This is a genomic window from Chitinophaga sp. (assembly GCF_035564935.1).
Taxonomy (GTDB): domain Bacteria; phylum Bacteroidota; class Bacteroidia; order Chitinophagales; family Chitinophagaceae; genus Chitinophaga.
This window is the reverse complement of sequence record NZ_DATMTE010000304.1, coordinates 1-16116: the sequence shown is the minus strand read 5'-3', so window position 1 is coordinate 16116 and position 16116 is coordinate 1. Positions and strand designations below refer to the sequence as shown.

Here is a 16116-nt window from a genome sequence, read left to right as displayed (position 1 = left end):
ATGAAATGCGGGTCCATCTGCGCCTGGAAAGCATGGAGTTCCAGGTTAATCAACGCATGGGTTTTGGTGATTTCTTTCGCTGAGGCTCTCCTGATTTTTCTTTCCCGCAGGGTAAAAAATACTATTAGGGTAACGAGACTTAACAAAAAAAACAGCCAGAAAGGCCACTCCGCAGCAAAGACGATATCAGTATATTGTGCCACTAACTAGGTTTATAGGAAGTATACTTCTCTCTACTCTTATAAGCGTAATAAATATCGGCTAATTAATCTCCAATAGAAAGTGGGATTTACTATGAGGCGGGTTTTTACCGGAAACTGGGGAGAATAGGGTGAAAAGTGGCTGTTGGGTAACTGGCCTTCAGCTTTCAGCAAATACAGCGGAGACGGTTATACTTATCTACTGCTGCATTTGCCAAATGCCGGTATCAGGCTTCGGTGAACTTATAGCCCACGCCTCTTACAGAGTGGAAGTAGCGGGAATTCCGGCTATCTTCTTCAAAATATTTACGGAAATTGAGAATAAAGTTATCGATGGTTCTCGTGGTAGGATATACGTTATAACCCCAAACCACCTGGAGGATCTTCTCACGGGTAACCACTTCCCCCTTATTTTCTATGAGCAGCTTCAGCAGCATGGCTTCTTTCTTACTCAACTCATAATGTTTACCGTCTTTACCCACACATTCCTGTGCGGCGAAGTCGATTACGTTATCGCCAAAGCGGTATACATTGGGTACACTGTCTTTGTCCTGGATCTTTTTATTTTTTACGATGAGCTTTTCCACCCTTAAAAGGAGTTCTTCCAGGTTAAAGGGCTTGGTCATGTAGTCATCGCCACCTTTTTTGAGGCCCAGTACGCGGTCTGCGCTGCTGTTTTTGGCGCTCAGGAACAGAATGGGGATTTCATTATTCTGAATACGGATGTTTTCGCATACAGCGATACCGTCCATTTCAGGCAGCATGATGTCCAGTATAATGAGATCGAAATATTCGTTTTTAACTGCTTTCAGCGCAGCTGTGCCGTTGTCCACTGCGGTAACCTCGTAACCTTCCAGCTCCAGGTTCAGCTTCAGGGCTTCCTGGAGATTTTCTTCGTCTTCCACCAGCAGTATTGATGCCTTTGTCGCTTCCTTCATGTGTTATTGTTTGATTTTACATCGAATCCGGATTCCGGTATTCATCAATCCGTTATCTAATTTACGCCGTTTGCACGGAATATTCAGGCCATGATATTTCAAAACAGCTGCCGGTGGGTACATTGTCTTTCACTTCAATGTTGCCATGGTGCTGTTCCACTATCTTGGCCGTGAGGAACAGGCCGAGGCCGGAGCCTTTTGCTTTACGGGTATTTTCATTGCCTACCCGGTAAAATTTCATGAAGATCCTGAGTTTTTCTTCTTCCGGGATTCCCGGGCCTTCATCGATCACCTGTAATTTCAGTTGCTGGTTGCTTTCAAAGAGTTTTACAAAGATGGTGGTATTTTTAGGGGCATATTTTGCAGCATTCTCCACCAGGTTGCTCAGTACAATTTGTAAGGTCAGCTTATCGCCATCCATCCACACATGTGGCACAATATCCGCTATGATCTGGTGAGTGCCAATACGGCCACCAAGATCTTTGATACTGTTTTCCACCAGGGCTGAAAAATCCAGGGGTTCTTTAAACACCTGATATTTGTGTGTTTCCAGTTGCGCGGCCAGCAGGATGTTATTACATAGCTGGTCGAGGCGGTTAGTTTCACGGATGGTGTTATTGATCAGTTTCAGTTGCTTTTCTTCATCGAGCCTGTGTTTGCGGATGGTTTCGAGATTCAGTTTGGCAGCGGCGATAGGTGATTTCAGTTCATGTGTAACTGCCATCATAAAATTCTGCTGTTGCCTGCTGAGCTTCATATATTTCCACACGGCCCTGTATACAAAGAGCGCGCCGAGTAAAATGATCCCTAAAAAGATAAGCCCTTCGCCAAGGTATTTGAAAGCGCGCATCCGTTCCTCTTTATTGATCCGCTGCAGTTCCAGCTGATGTTCTACCGGTTGTGCGAGACTATCTATTCTGAGAGAAAGGTTTTGTTGTTCGAAGGCGCGGATCTGTTCACTTTGTCTGAACAGCAAAATGCCCCACCATACCAGTGCGGCAATTGTATACGCCATTACTAAAAAATAAACGAAGGAAACGGATTTCCCTTCCTGCATTTTATTGAAAATTCTTTTCATCATGGCCTTGTGCCGGCTTTCTCAATCCGCAAGCCAACATTCATCACATAGGGGAGCGGATTTTGCCGCATATTTTGTTCAAAGGTAAACTTGTAGGTACCCGGTTTATTAAAAATAGCACGTTGCTGGATGAAGATACGGTGTTCATAAATATCATCCAGGCCGGAGCCGGACCATTTACCCGTTACATCAGCGAGCGGCAACTCTACCCGTTGTTCCTTTACTGTGCTGTCGCCCGGATACTGTGTACCTACCAACACCCATATATTACTATAAGGGTAGGCATCTGTATGCCTGATGTTTACACAGATATTGTAAAGGTACGCAGTATCTTCCGGTTGTATTTTTACTTCAAAAGATGGTTTATAGTCATATGTCCACTCATGCCCGGGAATTTCCAGGTTCTTTTCGTAAGTGTCCATTTTAGGTGGCTTGCAGGCTGCAGCCAAAAGTAACAAGCCCGCGGTGGCCATGAAAAGTTTGTTCATACGGTATTCGCCTTACTATAAAACGTTTAATACTTGTTCTTTGGCTTTTTCCAGTTCATCTTTCATCAGCACCACCCATTGCTGTATACCGGCATCGTTGGCTTTGGAACCGGTAGTATTAATTTCACGGCCTATTTCCTGTAACACAAACCCCAGTTTCTTTCCCTTGGCAGAATCGCTGTCTTTCAAAATTTCCCTGAAATACCGGAGGTGATTTTCCAGGCGGGACAGTTCTTCCGAGATATCCAGTTTTTCCAGGTAGAAGATCAGTTCCTGTTCCAGGCGGTTGGCATCTACGTTTTCTTTTCCTACATGCTCGGCCAGCAACCCTTCCAAACGCTGGCGGATACGGTCTTTGCGGAGCGGGTCCAGTTCGCGGACCTTCTGCATATAAGCGTCGATGTTATCAATACGTTGCTGCAGATCGGCTTCCAGCATCAGTCCTTCATCCTGGCGATGCGTATCAAGATCTATCAGTGCTTCACGCAGGGTGTCTTCCACATCTTTCCATTCTTCTTCGGTCATTTGCTCTGTAGCCGGGCTTACCACTTCGGGCAGTTTCATCAGTACATTGAGCATATCTCCCTGGGGGAGTTCCAGCTGGTTGGCCAGCATGGTAATAGACTGATAGTAATATTTTGCGAGGTCGGTATTGATCACAACCGGGCGGGTAGCGCCATTCTGGCGGATATTAATGGTTGCATCCAGGGTTCCGCGCTGCAAGGTTTGCTGCATAAGGGTACGGATGTCAAATTCATAGGGTCTTAACAAAGGAGAAAACTTCAGATTCACCTCAAACTGCTTTCCATTCAGCGATTTGATCTCCACTACGATACTAGTTTCGCCTCTTGCGCTTTCTGCCCTTCCGAAGCCGGTCATTGATTTCAGCATAATAGAAATTTGTAGGTGACAAACCTAGTTAAAAAAGCTGAAAGCATAAAGCTTAAAGCAAAAAGCAGGAGCCACGGCCAACCGGGAGGATATTTAACAATCCGGGATTCCAAGCGTATACTTCGATGAAGCGCTCCCGGCTTATGATACCTTTACTTCAACAGGCAATAATTACCGTGCCTTCAGCTTTAATTTCCGGTAGATCTCTTCCCTGCCCAGTTCCATCATGCTGCCCGACTGCATGCCTGCCACAGTGATTTGTTCTATACGGTAACGGACAAGCCTCAACGTAGGAAAGCCGACAGCTGCCGTCATACGCCGCACCTGCCTGTTTTTGCCTTCCTGCAGTACCATCCTGATCCAGGGCGCAGGGATAGATTTACGGAAACGGATAGGCGGATTGCGCGGTGGCAGCAATGGCGCTTCCTCAAATATCTCCGCCCGGCACTTTTGGGTGCGGTACAACTTACCGTCTACATTAATAGGGACACCAGCAGCCAGCTGCTGCACGGCTTCGGGCGTAACAGCGCCGTCTACCTGCACCCAGTACTCCCTTTCATGCGCATGCTGTGGCAGCAACAGCTGCTGGTTCAACGCCTTGTCGTTTGTAAGGATCAGCAGCCCCTCGCTGTCGTAGTCCAAACGCCCTACCGGGTATACATCCGAAGGCACTTTAAAATAGTCTGCCAGGCAGGCTTTGTTTCCCTCCGGCGTAAACCGGGTTAACACCTCGTATGGTTTATAAATAATATAATAATAAAGCGCCACGAATGCTTTTGCTTTGGTTAAGGAGCCGTAATTTAGTACTTTTGCAAATTGATTATGGCTACACCGTTCCACAATCCTTCATGTCATCATTGCAAGGATCGCTTTTCGTCAATATTCTGCAAGGCGGAACAATGCAATCTCGATCAGATTGCAGATGCCAAAGTATGCTCCGTATACAGGAAAGGCCAGGTGATTTTCCATGAAGGTGCATATCCTTTTGGTGTATACTGCGTAAATGACGGTAAAATAAAACTGTCACACAGCGGAGATGATGGCCGGGAACAGATTATACGCCTGGTCAAAGCCGGGGATATCATGGGCTATAAAGCCCTGCTGAGTAATGAGCGATATACGGCTACCGCTACCGCCCTGGAAGATTCTTCTATCTGTTTTATACCTAAAGACCTGTTTCTCAACATTCTGCAGAAAGATGCCTCTCTTTCTTTTGAAATGATGCGCATTTTATCGAGCGAACTGCGCAAAGCGGAACTGAAAATCACCCACCTTGCGCAAAAACCGGTAAGGGAACGTCTTGCCGAAACCCTGCTTTTTATCAAGGAAACCTACGGCCTTGAGGAAGACGGTCACACCCTCAGCGTTCGCCTCTCCCGTGAAGAGATCGCCAACCTGGTAGGCACTGCCACAGAATCCGCCATCCGGCTGCTTTCTGAATTTAAGAAAGACGGCATGATAGAACTGGAAGGTAAAAAGATCCGCCTCCTGGATATGCCCGAGATCGTCAGAACTGCCAACCTGCAGGAATAATGCCTTTTCTGTTGACGCCGTGCCGGCCTCAGAACTGCCAACCTGCAGGAATAACGCCCCATTCCTGACAAATATCATATTCCCCATTGACGCATATCATTGCCGCCCTTCACAGCTACCGGTACTTTTGTAATAGTTCAAAAGACCATTTTCATGCCCGCTTTCTCCGCCAATACCCATACCGCCTGCTATCACTGCGGGGAAAATTGTACGGATAACGATATCATGTTGCAGGATAAAATATTCTGCTGCGCAGGATGTAAAACAGTATATGAAATACTGCACCAGCACAATCTTTGCGAATATTACGACCTTAACACCGGCCCGGGTATCAGCCGGCGGGTAGCGGTACGAAGCGATAAATTTGCCTTCCTCGACGATGAGAAAATTGCACAACAGCTCTATCTTTTCAGGGATGACATCCAAACACATATTTCCTTTTATATACCGCAGATCCATTGCAGCTCCTGTTTATGGCTGCTGGAAAACCTGCACCGTTTAGAAGAAGGAGTGCAGCGCGTAACTGTTAATTTCAGTAAGAAAGAAGTACTGGTCATTTATAACCATACCCAAACCTCTTTAAGAAAAGTAGCCGAAACTTTAACCGCCATCGGGTATGAACCTTATATCAGCCTGCAGGACCTGCAACATAAAAAGCCCGCTGTTAACCGGCAGCTGGTGTACCAGCTGGGCGTTGCAGGATTTTGCTTCGGCAATATCATGCTGCTGAGTTTCCCCGACTACTTTGCGGGGGCAGCGGGTCTTGATCCAACATTCAACCAGCTGTTCAGGTATATGAACCTGGCCCTGGCATTACCTGTACTGCTATACAGCGCACAGGCATTTTATAAGTCGGCCTGGAGCGGCTTAAAACACGGCTTCCTCAATATAGACGTACCTATTGTACTCGCTATCTTCGTCACTTTTGTGCGGAGCCTTGCGGAGGTATTCAATGGTGAGCCGGGATACTTTGATTCTATGACCGGCATTGTTTTTTTTATGCTCATAGGCAGAATATTACAGGACAAAACCTACCGCGGACTTTCATTTGACCGGGACTACACTGCTTATTTTCCTATAGCCGTTAGCGTTATAAAGGAAGAAAAGGAATTTCCTGTAATGCTGCCGGACTTAAAATCCGGCGATACCATCCGCGTCCATAATAACGAACTGGTGCCGGCAGATGGCATTATTGTAAGAGGAAAAGCGCTGATAGATTACAGCTTTGTTACCGGGGAAAGTGCGCCCGTAAGCAAAGCTATCGGGGAAATTATTTACGCCGGCGGCAGGCAACTGGAGGGGAACCTGGAAATATTGGTCATCAAAGAAGTAGCACAAAGTTACCTGACCAGTTTATGGAACCGTGATGAACTGAAAAACAGGGAGGAAAAACAGGTCTCTTTCGTACACCTCCTGAGCCGCTACTTTACATGGGTGGTATTATTCATTGCCGCACTCATTGCCTGCTATTGGTGGATGTATGAACCCGGTCGTATATGGCCGGCCGTTACAGCCATCCTCATCATTGCCTGCCCCTGTGCATTACTGCTGGCCTCTTCCTTTACCAACGGGCATATCCTGCGGATCCTCAGTCGCCACAAGTTTTACCTGCGCAATGCACAAGCCATTGAAAACATGGCCGGCGTTACCCATATTGTATTCGATAAAACCGGTACGCTCACCGGCAAAACAGGCAGTTCCGTTATTTATTACGGCAATTCGCTTACGCCGGGACAGGAGGTAAGGATAGCGGCGCTGGCAGCGCAATCCACACATCCTTTAAGCAGGGCTGTTGTTCAGTATTGCGGCAACCCTCAGCCGCAGCCAATACACGACTTCCGCTCGTTTCCCGGCAAAGGCGTATGCGGATGGGTAGATGGATATTTCATCCGCCTGGGCAATGCGGGATTCACAGGCGCTCCCCAAAAAAATGAACAAACAGGAAGCCTGGTATATGTATCTGTCAACGAAAAACTTTACGGGCTGTTTACGATCCGCAACAGCTACCGCAGCGGCTTACGCCCGTTGATACAACAACTCCAAACCAGGTACTCCCTATCCGTACTTTCCGGTGATAACAACCATACTATCAGGCAATTGCAACAGCTGATGGGCAACAGTGCCACGCTGTTGTTCGAACAACAGCCGGCCGATAAACTCGCTTATATCATCTCCCTGCAAAAAAAAGGAGAAAAGGTAATGATGATCGGCGATGGATTAAATGATGCCGGCGCCCTGAAACAAAGCGATATCGGTATTTCATTAACAGAAGACAGTAACAATTTCACCCCTGCGAGCGACGGTATACTAGATGCACAGCAACTGCCATTGCTGTTATCTTTCATCCGTTTATGCAAAGCGAACAAACGGATTATCCTGGCCAGCTTTGTGTTGTCGCTGCTATATAATATTACCGGGTTATACTTCGCCGTACAGGGAATTTTATCACCGCTGGTAGCAGCCATACTGATGCCCGCCAGCTCCATCAGCATTATCCTGGTCACCTTTGCATGCAGCGAATGGCAGGGAAAAATACTTTACAGTAAAGCATTGGCGCAATTGAATGACAAAAATCATATTCCTGATTGAGTAAAATCATTGTAGCAATGGTAAGCTCCTTTTACCTTTGCTATTATACGAAACATACACAGTAAATCTAAGCAAGACCTCAAATAAACCCGTGTGAAATGGGCGTGTAAACAGCCGCTGAAAAAAGGCTGTTTACACGCAACGGGTGAGGCATGCCGGAAAAGAAGCACTGTAATTACATCACAACACATCGTCCATGAAAGTAATGAACGTAATGCAGGTAGCGGGAAATGAAAAAGTGAAGAGTTGTGCTATACTGAAAACAAAACGCTTTGACGCCACCCTGCTCATTATGCAGCAGGGACATCAGATCCCGCCGCATACATCGCCGGCCCATGCCATGATACTTATACTGGAAGGGAGGATAGCATTTATGCTCAATGAAGAAGTAACCATTCTTGAAACCGGCGATATTTTCTCTTTCGGCGCCAACGAAATACATGCGTTGCAGGCATTGGAAACAGCAAGGTTTATCCTCATTAAATAAATAACCATGAGCGTTATCATCATTTTACTCGGCGTTAGTTTACTCGTAGCCATGGGCTTTCTCGCCGCCTTTATCTGGTCCGTAAAAAATGGCCAGTTTGAAGATGATTTCTCACCGGCACACCGTATTCTTTTTGACGATAAGAAAGATAACGTTAACGAATAAACGCATTTATCAATACCTTTTAAATACCGCTATGTCACTCGAAAAATTTTATTACGACAACCGCACGGTGAAATGGTTTGCCTACGCTTGTATGTTCTGGGGGCTAATAGGCATGCTGGCCGGGCTATGGGCAGCGCTGGAGCTGGTGCTTCCCGGCCTTAACATGGGATTTGCACCCATCACATTCGGCAGGCTGAGGCCTGTACACACCAACGCCGTGGTTTTTGCATTTGTGGGCAATGGTATTTTCATGGGCGTATATTATTCGCTGCAACGGCTTTGCAAAACGCGTATGTTCAGCGACCTGCTGAGTAAGATCCATTTCTGGGGATGGCAGGCCATTATTGCCGGAGGCGCCCTCACGCTGCTCCTGGGTTATACCACCGGTAAGGAATATGCAGAACTGGAATGGCCTTTCGATATTGCCATCACGCTTATATGGCTGGTATTCGGCGCCAACATGCTGGGAACTATCCTCCGCAGGCGCGAATCACATTTATACGTAGCCATATGGTTTTACATTGGCACATGGGTAGCCATTGCCATGCTCCATATTATCAACTCTTTCGAATTTCCTTTATCCCTGTTCAAAAGTTACAGCTGGTATGCGGGCGTGCAGGATGCACTGGTACAGTGGTGGTACGGGCATAATGCGGTAGCATTTTTTCTTACCACCCCTTACCTCGGACTGATGTATTATTTTGTACCTAAGGCCGCCAACAGGCCGGTATATTCCTATCGCTGGTCCATCATCCACTTCTGGTCACTGATCTTCATCTATATCTGGGCCGGCCCGCATCACCTGCTGTACACTGCTTTGCCTGAATGGGCGCAATCGCTTGGAACCGCATTCAGCATTATGCTGATTGCACCTTCCTGGGGAGGTATGCTCAATGGACTGCTTACTCTTCGCGGCGCATGGGACCGCGTGCGGGAAGATGCCATCCTGAAATTTTTTGTGGTTGCGCTTACCTGCTATGGTATGGCCACTTTTGAGGGACCGATGCTGTCGCTGAAAAATGTGAATGCCATCAGTCATTATACCGACTGGACCATTGCGCATGTTCACGTAGGCGCACTGGGTTGGAATGGCTTCCTCACTTTTGGTATTCTTTACTGGATGATCCCCCGCATTTTCGGAACGCAACTTTATTCCCGCAAATGGGCCAATACCCACTTCTGGATTGGTACACTGGGCATCATCTTCTATGTAATCCCGCTGTACTGGGCTGCCTTTACGCAAAGCATGATGTGGAAACAGTTTACGGAAGAAGGACAACTGAAATACCAGTTCCTGGAAACAGTAACCACCATAGTGCCTATGTATGCACTGCGCGCACTGGGAGGCGTATTATACATCAGCGGGCTTATACTGATGGTAGTAAACCTCTCCAAAACGATCCGCAGGGGCGCTTTTATTGCCAACGAAGCAGCAGAAGCAGCGGCATTGCCCAAAGAAATTGTTACCCACGGTAAAGCGCACTGGCACAACTGGATAGAGCGCCGGCCTATACAGCTGGTAGTATTCAGTTTGGTGGTGGTAGCCATTGGCGGATTACTGGAAATGATGCCCACCTTTCTTATCCGTAGTAACATCCCCACCATCAGCAGTGTAAAGCCTTATACACCACTGGAATTACATGGCCGGGATATTTACGTGAGAGAAGGCTGCTATACCTGCCACTCACAGATGATCCGTCCTTTCCGCGACGAAGTGGCCCGTTATGGCGAATATTCCAAAGCCGGCGAATTTGTATACGACCATCCTTTCCAGTGGGGCTCAAAGCGTACAGGTCCCGACCTGGCACGGATTGGCGGTAAGTACCCTGATTCCTGGCACTTCAACCATATGCTGGATCCTACTTCTATGTCGCCAGGTTCCATTATGCCCGCTTATCCATGGTTGTTTGAAGAAAGGGTAGATAAAAGCAAAACACCTGCTATGATCAATGTGATGCGGAAACTGGGTGTGCCCTATGCCGCCGGTTATGAGCAACAGGCCAATGCCGACCTCGAAAAACAGGCGCAACAAATTGCAGCGTCCCTTCAAAAAGATAAGCTGCCTATCAAAGCCGATCGTGAAATCATCGCGTTAATCGCCTACCTGCAAAGAATGGGGAAAGATATTAAGTCGGCCCCAAAATCAGCGCCGGTAGCAGATAAAGCTCAATTCTAAATCCAATATCATGAAGTTCATTAACTACCTGGAATCTATAGCCGGCATCAGCGTTTACCCGATGGCATCGCTGCTGTTGTTTACTACTTTTTTTGTGGCGGCTTCACTATGGGCTTTTAAAGCAGACAAAAAAATGGTGGATCATATCAGCCGTATTCCGTTAGAAAATGACGATACAAATCCCCAATAAAAGAAACATCATGAATAAGCAGTTTATACAGCTATTGGCCGGCAGTTTATTATGCAGTATCCCTGCCTTTGCAGACAGCGGAGCACAGGGGCCTTCCGAGCTATCAGATCCGGTAGCCCTTGTATTACTGGCGGTAGCCGGGGGATTATTACTGGCTATTGGCATCCTCGCCAACGCTGTACTGGGCGCTATGGATATTTTCCGGGAGAAGATGAAGAAAGATGCCGGTAAAATACTGGTAACCGGGGGTATTGTCGTGCTGACACTCATCGGGAACAACGCCTTTGCACAGGAGGCCGGCCAGGCAGCCAGCCCTTATTTTACAAAGCTGTCACAAACCTCGTTCTACCTGCTGGTATCTGTTATTATACTGGAGCTGGCGGTGATCATCAGTCTTTTATACCTGCTACGCTACCTGGTGGGCATCAAAAGAAAACGTAAACCGGCAAAGGCGCCCGCACCAGGCAAGCCAGCAGTATCCTGGTTCGAAAAGATCAATAAAACCAAAACGGTAAGCGCCGCAGCAGAAGCGGAAGAAGACATGGGGCATAACTTCGACGGCATCCGTGAACTTAATAATCCAACGCCCCCGTGGTGGAAATGGGGATTTATATTCACCGTTTGTTTTGGCGTGGTATACTTCTGGCGTACCGAAATTTCCCACTCAGCACCCAGCCAGCTGGAAGAGCTGGCAGCAGCAGAAGAAAAGGCAGCCGTTGCCAAACAGGAATACCTTAAAAAAGCAGCCAATAACATCGATGAAAACAATGTGGCCATGCTTACCGACCCGGCAGATATCGCTGCAGGCCAGAAGATGTTCATCTCCAACTGTGCCCCCTGTCATGGGCCCCAGGGACAAGGAGTGGTGGGCCCTAACCTTACAGACGATTACTGGCTGCATGGCGGTAAGCTCAACGAAGTGTTTAAAACAATCAAATACGGCGTGGCCGATAAAGGAATGAAATCGTGGCAGGAAGACTTTTCACCAAAGCAACTGGCGCAGGTAGCCTGCTATATCAAAACCTTACATGGCAGCAATCCGCCCAATGCCAAAGAACCACAGGGACAAAAAGAATAAAGCACCGGTTATGACCAACAGCACATTCAGAGATACAATAGCTACCGTTGACGGGCAGGGCAAACGCAACTGGATATACGCAAAGCAGCCCAAAGGCCGCTGGTACAATATCCGTAGCTGGGTAAGCCTCCTGTATTTTAGTGTTTTCTTCAGCCTGCCGTTTATTTCCGTAAATGGCAGGCCTTTATTTATGCTGAATGTGGTGGAGGGAAAGTTTATCCTTTTTGGCGCTATTTTCTGGCCGCAGGACTTCTTCATTTTCGGGTTGGCCATGCTGGCCTTCATCCTGTTCATAGTAGTGTTTACAATGGCTTTTGGAAGGCTCTTCTGCGGGTGGATGTGTCCACAAACCATTTTTATGGAAATGTTATTCCGGCGCCTGGAATACTGGATAGAAGGAGATGCGGCGGCGCAGAAAATGTTACAGCAATCGCCGTGGAACACCAATAAAATTATCCGGAAAACGGGAAAACATATCGCCTTTTATGCCTTGTCATTCCTCATTGCCAACATCTTCCTCGCTTATATCATCGGGGCCAAAGCACTGGGGCACATCATCAATGAGCCATTATCGGCGCATACCGGTGGCTTTATTGCCATCATGGTATTTTCCGGGGTATTCTATGGCGTGTTTGCCTTTATGCGGGAACAGATCTGCACAATTGTGTGCCCGTATGGCCGCTTACAGGGCGTATTGCTGGACAGGAACTCCATTCTGGTAGCCTATGATTATGAAAGGGGAGAACCCCGTGGAAAGTTCCGCAAAAATGAATCCCGGGCACAGGGCGATTGTATTGATTGCATGCAATGCGTGAAGGTATGTCCTACGGGGATAGATATACGGAACGGTACCCAGCTGGAATGCGTGAACTGCACCGCCTGTATTGATGCTTGCGACTTCATGATGGAACAAACCGGCCGGCCGAAAGGACTGATCCGGTATGCTTCTGAAAACGGTATTGCCAGCAAACAAAAATTGCGTTTTACCTCCCGGCTTAAAGTATACTCCACCGTGCTCACAGCATTACTCATTGCCATCAGCTTTATGCTGGGAAGCAGGAAGCCGGTAAGCGGCACCATTATGCGCACTGCGGGCATGCTGTACCAGGAAAGAGGTGCGGATAGCTTATCAAACCTGTACCGTATAAAACTCGTGAATAAAACAGGCCGGGACATCCCGGTGGGGTTGAAACTGGAAGATGAAAGCGGGGTGGTGGCCATGGTTGGTAATGCAGTGATCCATGTGAAAGCGGAAGGACAGGGAGAAGGCACCTTCTTTATCGTGTTACCCAAAAAGTTTGTGCATCAGCGCAAATCTGCTTTATATATCGGCCTTTATGAAAAAGAGGAAAGGATTACCCGTATACGCACCACGTTTTTAGGACCAGTGCAATAAACAGGATAAAGCATTATATCATCTTAAAAAAATATTACCATGAACTGGGGACATAAGATCATCATAGTATTCGTAGTATTTGCAGCCGGTATTTTAACGCTGGTTATCAAAAGCATGCGTACCAGGATTGATATGGTAACGCCCGACTATTACAGTGAGGAACTGAAATACCAGCAGGTAATTGATGGAAAAGAAAATGCCGGCAGGCTGTCGGCGCCGGTAAGTATATCGCAGGAAGATACCGGGGTACTGATCTCTTTTCCGCCTGAGCTGCGGAGTAGGCCCGTTACCGGCAAACTCACTTTTTACCGGCCCTCTGATTCCGGTAAGGATATATTAATCCCTCTTCAACCGGATGTACAAGGGCAACAATTCATTGACAAGGGATTATTTATCCGTGGACAGTATAAAGTGAAAGTAGCATGGACTATGAACAATTTGCCCTACTACCAGGAACAATTGATAAATATTAACTGAGCCTGGTTAGTTATTTAAAAAATTACAAAAGATATACACATTATGATTGCTTCTTTCATACTGGGTTTTATGGGCAGCTTTCACTGTATAGGCATGTGCGGCCCTATTGCGTTAACGCTGCCTGTACAGCACCTTAAGGGCATCCGGAAGCTGGCGGGTATCGGGTTATACAATGCCGGCCGCATCAGCGCCTACGCTATCCTCGGATTGTTTTTTGGCTGGCTGGGCAGGCAATTATATGTGGGAGGATTACAGCAGTGGCTATCCATTATTACCGGTAGTTTACTCCTGCTGTTGGTGGTATTGAAAAGCGCCGGCATAAGATTAACAAAAGGCAGGCATCTTCCCAATGCTTTTACTACAAAAATAAAATCTCTTTTGGGCGGCCTGTTACGTGAGCAGCGTTTCAGTACGTTGTATGCCATTGGTTTCCTGAACGGGCTTCTTCCCTGTGGCCTGGTATACCTGGGTATTGCGGGCGCCATTGCCTCCGGCGACGTATTGAAAGGGATGCTGTTCATGGCAGCCTTTGGCGCCGGTACATTACCCGCTATGGCCGGTGTTACCTGGTTCAGTCACCTGATCAGCTTACCGGTACGCAACCGGATGCGCAGCATGGTACCGGTAGCCATCAGTATCATGGGCGTGTTGCTGATACTCCGTGGTCTGAACCTGGGCATTCCATACATCAGCCCTGTGCTTACATCCGGTAATGAACATGTAGTTGAAAATTGTTGTCATAAACCATGAAATCAACATGAGCCTCATCAGTAAATATAACGTAGCCGCACCGCGCTATACCAGTTATCCCACTGTTCCTTACTGGGACGAACAAACTTTTCACCCGGAAAAATGGGAAACGTTACTGAAACGTTCCTTCGGGGAGTCGAACGGTAAAGACGGGATCAGTTTATACATTCACCTACCTTTCTGTGAAAGCATGTGTACGTACTGTGGTTGCAATAAACACATTACCATTAACCATGGGGTAGAAGTACCCTATATTGAAACATTGCTGAAGGAGTGGCAGCTGTATATTGATACTTTCGGCGGCCGGCCGCGTATCCGGGAAATACATCTTGGCGGAGGCACTCCCACCTTTTTCAGTGCAACAAATTTAGCGATGCTGCTGAACGGGATTTATCAAACTGCCGAACTGCTGCCCGATGCCAGCCTGAGCTTTGAAGGCCACCCGGGCAATACCACTCCTGAACATCTGCAGCTGTTATACAACCTGGGCTTCCGGAGGATCAGTTTAGGCATACAGGACTTTGATATGCGGGTACAGGAAATCATTAACCGTTTGCAGCCCTTCGGAATGGTGGCTTCTGTAGTAGAGAACGCCAGGAAGATCGGTTTTACTTCCATCAATTTCGATCTCATTTACGGGTTACCGTTGCAAACATTGAAAAGTATGCAGGATACCATTGACAAGGTTGTCCGGTTACACCCCGACAGGATCTCTTTTTACAGTTATGCACATGTTCCCTGGATAAAAGGAACCGGTCAGCGACGTTATACCGAAGCGGATCTTCCTAAAGATGAAGAGAAAAGGCAGCTGTATGAGCTGGGCAAATTATTGTTCGACAGCAATGGTTATACAGAGATTGGTATGGATCATTTTGCACTGCCGGGAGAGGCATTGCACAAGGCGTTCCTGCAAGGCAGGTTGCACCGCAACTTCATGGGATACACGGCTTCGCATACCACCCTGCTGGTTGGTTTGGGAGCATCTTCCATCGGCGACAGCTGGTATGCTTATGCTCAAAATGAAAAGAAAGTAGATAAGTACCAGGAGCTGGTGAACCAGGGAAAGTTTCCTGTTGTGCGGGGCCATATCCTGAATGAAGAAGACGGGTTGCTGCGGAAGCATATTCATGAGCTGATGTGCAGGTTTGAAACTACCTGGAGCAAGGCAGATACACAGTGCGATGCTATAACTGAAGGCCTGCAGCGATTACAGGAACCGGAGAAGGATGGCCTGGTACAGGTACTGCCTCAAAAGGTGTTGGTTACACCCCTCGGAAGGCCGTTCATCCGCAACATTTGTATGGCCTTTGATGCAAGGCTGTGGCGACAAGTACCACATTCACAATTATTTAGCACGGCTATATAAAGCCTTTTGATTTTATCTTATTCAGGATGATGATGATTACACTGATTACTCTTTTCATTAAACGGCTTAGTTCAAAATCAAATCATCATAATCATCATCATCCTGAATAAGACAATTTCCCCGCTTTTGGGGTAGAAAAACCCAAAATTTGAAAAAAAGAGGGGGTTGGCTGGTTTATGCATTTACTGTAAAAAGGGTATGAAAAAGAGGATTGGTCAGGAGTAAATTTTAGAGAGATAAAAATGTAGTCTGCTGTAACGCTTTATTCATGCGGGTTTCAGCGGCAATAAAAAAAGTCTGACCGTTGGAACAAT

At 47.2% G+C, this 16116-nt stretch carries 17 protein-coding genes; 11 read left to right on the top strand and 6 right to left on the bottom strand.

The window, feature by feature from the left end:
- From VN105_RS08195 to VN105_RS08170, 6 genes are all read right to left on the bottom strand, one after another.
- On the bottom strand, positions 1–203 hold a 203-nt coding region (locus VN105_RS08195), incomplete at its 3' end, for a hypothetical protein (RefSeq protein WP_325639721.1).
- Positions 204–427: 224 nt separating this feature from the next.
- A complete protein-coding gene (locus VN105_RS08190) occupies positions 428–1138 on the bottom strand; it encodes a response regulator transcription factor (RefSeq protein ID WP_079471554.1) in 711 nt (236 codons plus the stop codon).
- A gap of 61 nt (positions 1139–1199) precedes the next feature.
- Complete coding sequence (locus VN105_RS08185) at positions 1200–2219, bottom strand: sensor histidine kinase (RefSeq protein ID WP_325639718.1); 1020 nt, start codon at positions 2217–2219, stop codon at positions 1200–1202.
- Positions 2216–2704: a gliding motility lipoprotein GldH gene (locus tag VN105_RS08180; RefSeq protein WP_325639716.1), complete on the bottom strand. Its 489-nt coding sequence runs from the start codon at positions 2702–2704 to the stop codon at positions 2216–2218. Before VN105_RS08180 ends, VN105_RS08185 begins: the two co-directional genes overlap by 4 nt.
- A gap of 15 nt (positions 2705–2719) precedes the next feature.
- Positions 2720–3595: a YicC/YloC family endoribonuclease gene (locus VN105_RS08175; RefSeq protein ID WP_325639714.1), complete on the bottom strand. Its 876-nt coding sequence runs from the start codon at positions 3593–3595 to the stop codon at positions 2720–2722.
- A 171-nt stretch (positions 3596–3766) separates the two neighbouring features.
- Positions 3767–4435, bottom strand: a complete 669-nt coding sequence (locus VN105_RS08170) for a pseudouridine synthase (RefSeq protein WP_325639712.1) — start codon at positions 4433–4435, stop codon at positions 3767–3769.
- Here VN105_RS08170 and VN105_RS08165 point away from each other — a divergent pair.
- The 11 genes from VN105_RS08165 to hemN all read left to right on the top strand — a co-directional run bounded on the left by VN105_RS08165 (position 4418) and on the right by hemN (position 15802).
- Positions 4418–5128 carry a Crp/Fnr family transcriptional regulator gene (locus VN105_RS08165; protein ID WP_325639710.1) on the top strand — a complete coding sequence of 237 codons (711 nt, stop codon included), beginning with the start codon at positions 4418–4420 and terminating at the stop codon, positions 5126–5128. The genes VN105_RS08170 and VN105_RS08165 overlap by 18 nt on opposite strands.
- 153 nt (positions 5129–5281) lie before the next feature.
- Positions 5282–7717: a heavy metal translocating P-type ATPase gene (locus tag VN105_RS08160; RefSeq protein ID WP_325639708.1), complete on the top strand. Its 2436-nt coding sequence runs from the start codon at positions 5282–5284 to the stop codon at positions 7715–7717.
- 196 nt (positions 7718–7913) lie between these two features.
- Positions 7914–8204: a cupin domain-containing protein gene (locus VN105_RS08155; RefSeq protein ID WP_325639706.1), complete on the top strand. Its 291-nt coding sequence runs from the start codon at positions 7914–7916 to the stop codon at positions 8202–8204.
- 6 nt (positions 8205–8210) lie between these two features.
- A complete protein-coding gene (gene ccoS, locus VN105_RS08150) occupies positions 8211–8369 on the top strand; it encodes a cbb3-type cytochrome oxidase assembly protein CcoS (protein ID WP_325639704.1) in 159 nt (52 codons plus the stop codon).
- A 31-nt stretch (positions 8370–8400) separates the two neighbouring features.
- Positions 8401–10545 carry a cytochrome-c oxidase, cbb3-type subunit I gene (gene ccoN / locus VN105_RS08145; protein WP_325639702.1) on the top strand — a complete coding sequence of 715 codons (2145 nt, stop codon included), beginning with the start codon at positions 8401–8403 and terminating at the stop codon, positions 10543–10545.
- 10 nt (positions 10546–10555) lie between these two features.
- Entirely contained in the window at positions 10556–10735 is a 180-nt protein-coding gene (locus VN105_RS08140) for a CcoQ/FixQ family Cbb3-type cytochrome c oxidase assembly chaperone (protein WP_325639700.1), read from the top strand.
- 10 nt (positions 10736–10745) lie between these two features.
- On the top strand, positions 10746–11813 hold the full coding sequence (locus VN105_RS08135; RefSeq protein ID WP_325639698.1) for a cbb3-type cytochrome c oxidase N-terminal domain-containing protein: 1068 nt from the start codon (positions 10746–10748) through the stop codon (positions 11811–11813).
- A 10-nt stretch (positions 11814–11823) separates the two neighbouring features.
- Positions 11824–13209, top strand: coding sequence for a cytochrome c oxidase accessory protein CcoG (ccoG, locus tag VN105_RS08130; protein WP_325639697.1), 1386 nt, complete (start codon positions 11824–11826; stop codon positions 13207–13209).
- Positions 13210–13248: 39 nt separating this feature from the next.
- Positions 13249–13686: a FixH family protein gene (locus tag VN105_RS08125; protein ID WP_325639695.1), complete on the top strand. Its 438-nt coding sequence runs from the start codon at positions 13249–13251 to the stop codon at positions 13684–13686.
- 42 nt (positions 13687–13728) lie between these two features.
- Positions 13729–14436: a sulfite exporter TauE/SafE family protein gene (locus tag VN105_RS08120; protein WP_325639693.1), complete on the top strand. Its 708-nt coding sequence runs from the start codon at positions 13729–13731 to the stop codon at positions 14434–14436.
- Between the two features lie 7 nt (positions 14437–14443).
- On the top strand, positions 14444–15802 hold the full coding sequence (gene hemN / locus VN105_RS08115) for an oxygen-independent coproporphyrinogen III oxidase (protein ID WP_325639691.1): 1359 nt from the start codon (positions 14444–14446) through the stop codon (positions 15800–15802).
- The last annotated feature ends 314 nt before the right edge of the window (positions 15803–16116 follow it).

What these genes read in the sequence shown, in the direction of transcription:
- ccoG (WP_325639697.1), top strand. Translation starts at nt 11,824, where the DNA reads ATGACCAACAGCACATTCAGAGATACAATAGCTACCGTTGACGGGCAG.
- VN105_RS08120 (WP_325639693.1), top strand. Translation starts at nt 13,729, where the DNA reads ATGATTGCTTCTTTCATACTGGGTTTTATGGGCAGCTTTCACTGTATA.
- ccoN (WP_325639702.1), top strand. Translation starts at nt 8,401, where the DNA reads ATGTCACTCGAAAAATTTTATTACGACAACCGCACGGTGAAATGGTTT.
- VN105_RS08125 (WP_325639695.1), top strand. Translation starts at nt 13,249, where the DNA reads ATGAACTGGGGACATAAGATCATCATAGTATTCGTAGTATTTGCAGCC.
- ccoS (WP_325639704.1), top strand. Translation starts at nt 8,211, where the DNA reads ATGAGCGTTATCATCATTTTACTCGGCGTTAGTTTACTCGTAGCCATG.
- VN105_RS08180 (WP_325639716.1), bottom strand. Translation starts at nt 2,704, where the DNA reads ATGAACAAACTTTTCATGGCCACCGCGGGCTTGTTACTTTTGGCTGCA.
- VN105_RS08165 (WP_325639710.1), top strand. Translation starts at nt 4,418, where the DNA reads ATGGCTACACCGTTCCACAATCCTTCATGTCATCATTGCAAGGATCGC.
- hemN (WP_325639691.1), top strand. Translation starts at nt 14,444, where the DNA reads ATGAGCCTCATCAGTAAATATAACGTAGCCGCACCGCGCTATACCAGT.
- VN105_RS08190 (WP_079471554.1), bottom strand. Translation starts at nt 1,138, where the DNA reads ATGAAGGAAGCGACAAAGGCATCAATACTGCTGGTGGAAGACGAAGAA.
- VN105_RS08135 (WP_325639698.1), top strand. Translation starts at nt 10,746, where the DNA reads ATGAATAAGCAGTTTATACAGCTATTGGCCGGCAGTTTATTATGCAGT.
- VN105_RS08175 (WP_325639714.1), bottom strand. Translation starts at nt 3,595, where the DNA reads ATGCTGAAATCAATGACCGGCTTCGGAAGGGCAGAAAGCGCAAGAGGC.
- VN105_RS08160 (WP_325639708.1), top strand. Translation starts at nt 5,282, where the DNA reads ATGCCCGCTTTCTCCGCCAATACCCATACCGCCTGCTATCACTGCGGG.
- VN105_RS08140 (WP_325639700.1), top strand. Translation starts at nt 10,556, where the DNA reads ATGAAGTTCATTAACTACCTGGAATCTATAGCCGGCATCAGCGTTTAC.
- VN105_RS08155 (WP_325639706.1), top strand. Translation starts at nt 7,914, where the DNA reads ATGAAAGTAATGAACGTAATGCAGGTAGCGGGAAATGAAAAAGTGAAG.
- VN105_RS08185 (WP_325639718.1), bottom strand. Translation starts at nt 2,219, where the DNA reads ATGATGAAAAGAATTTTCAATAAAATGCAGGAAGGGAAATCCGTTTCC.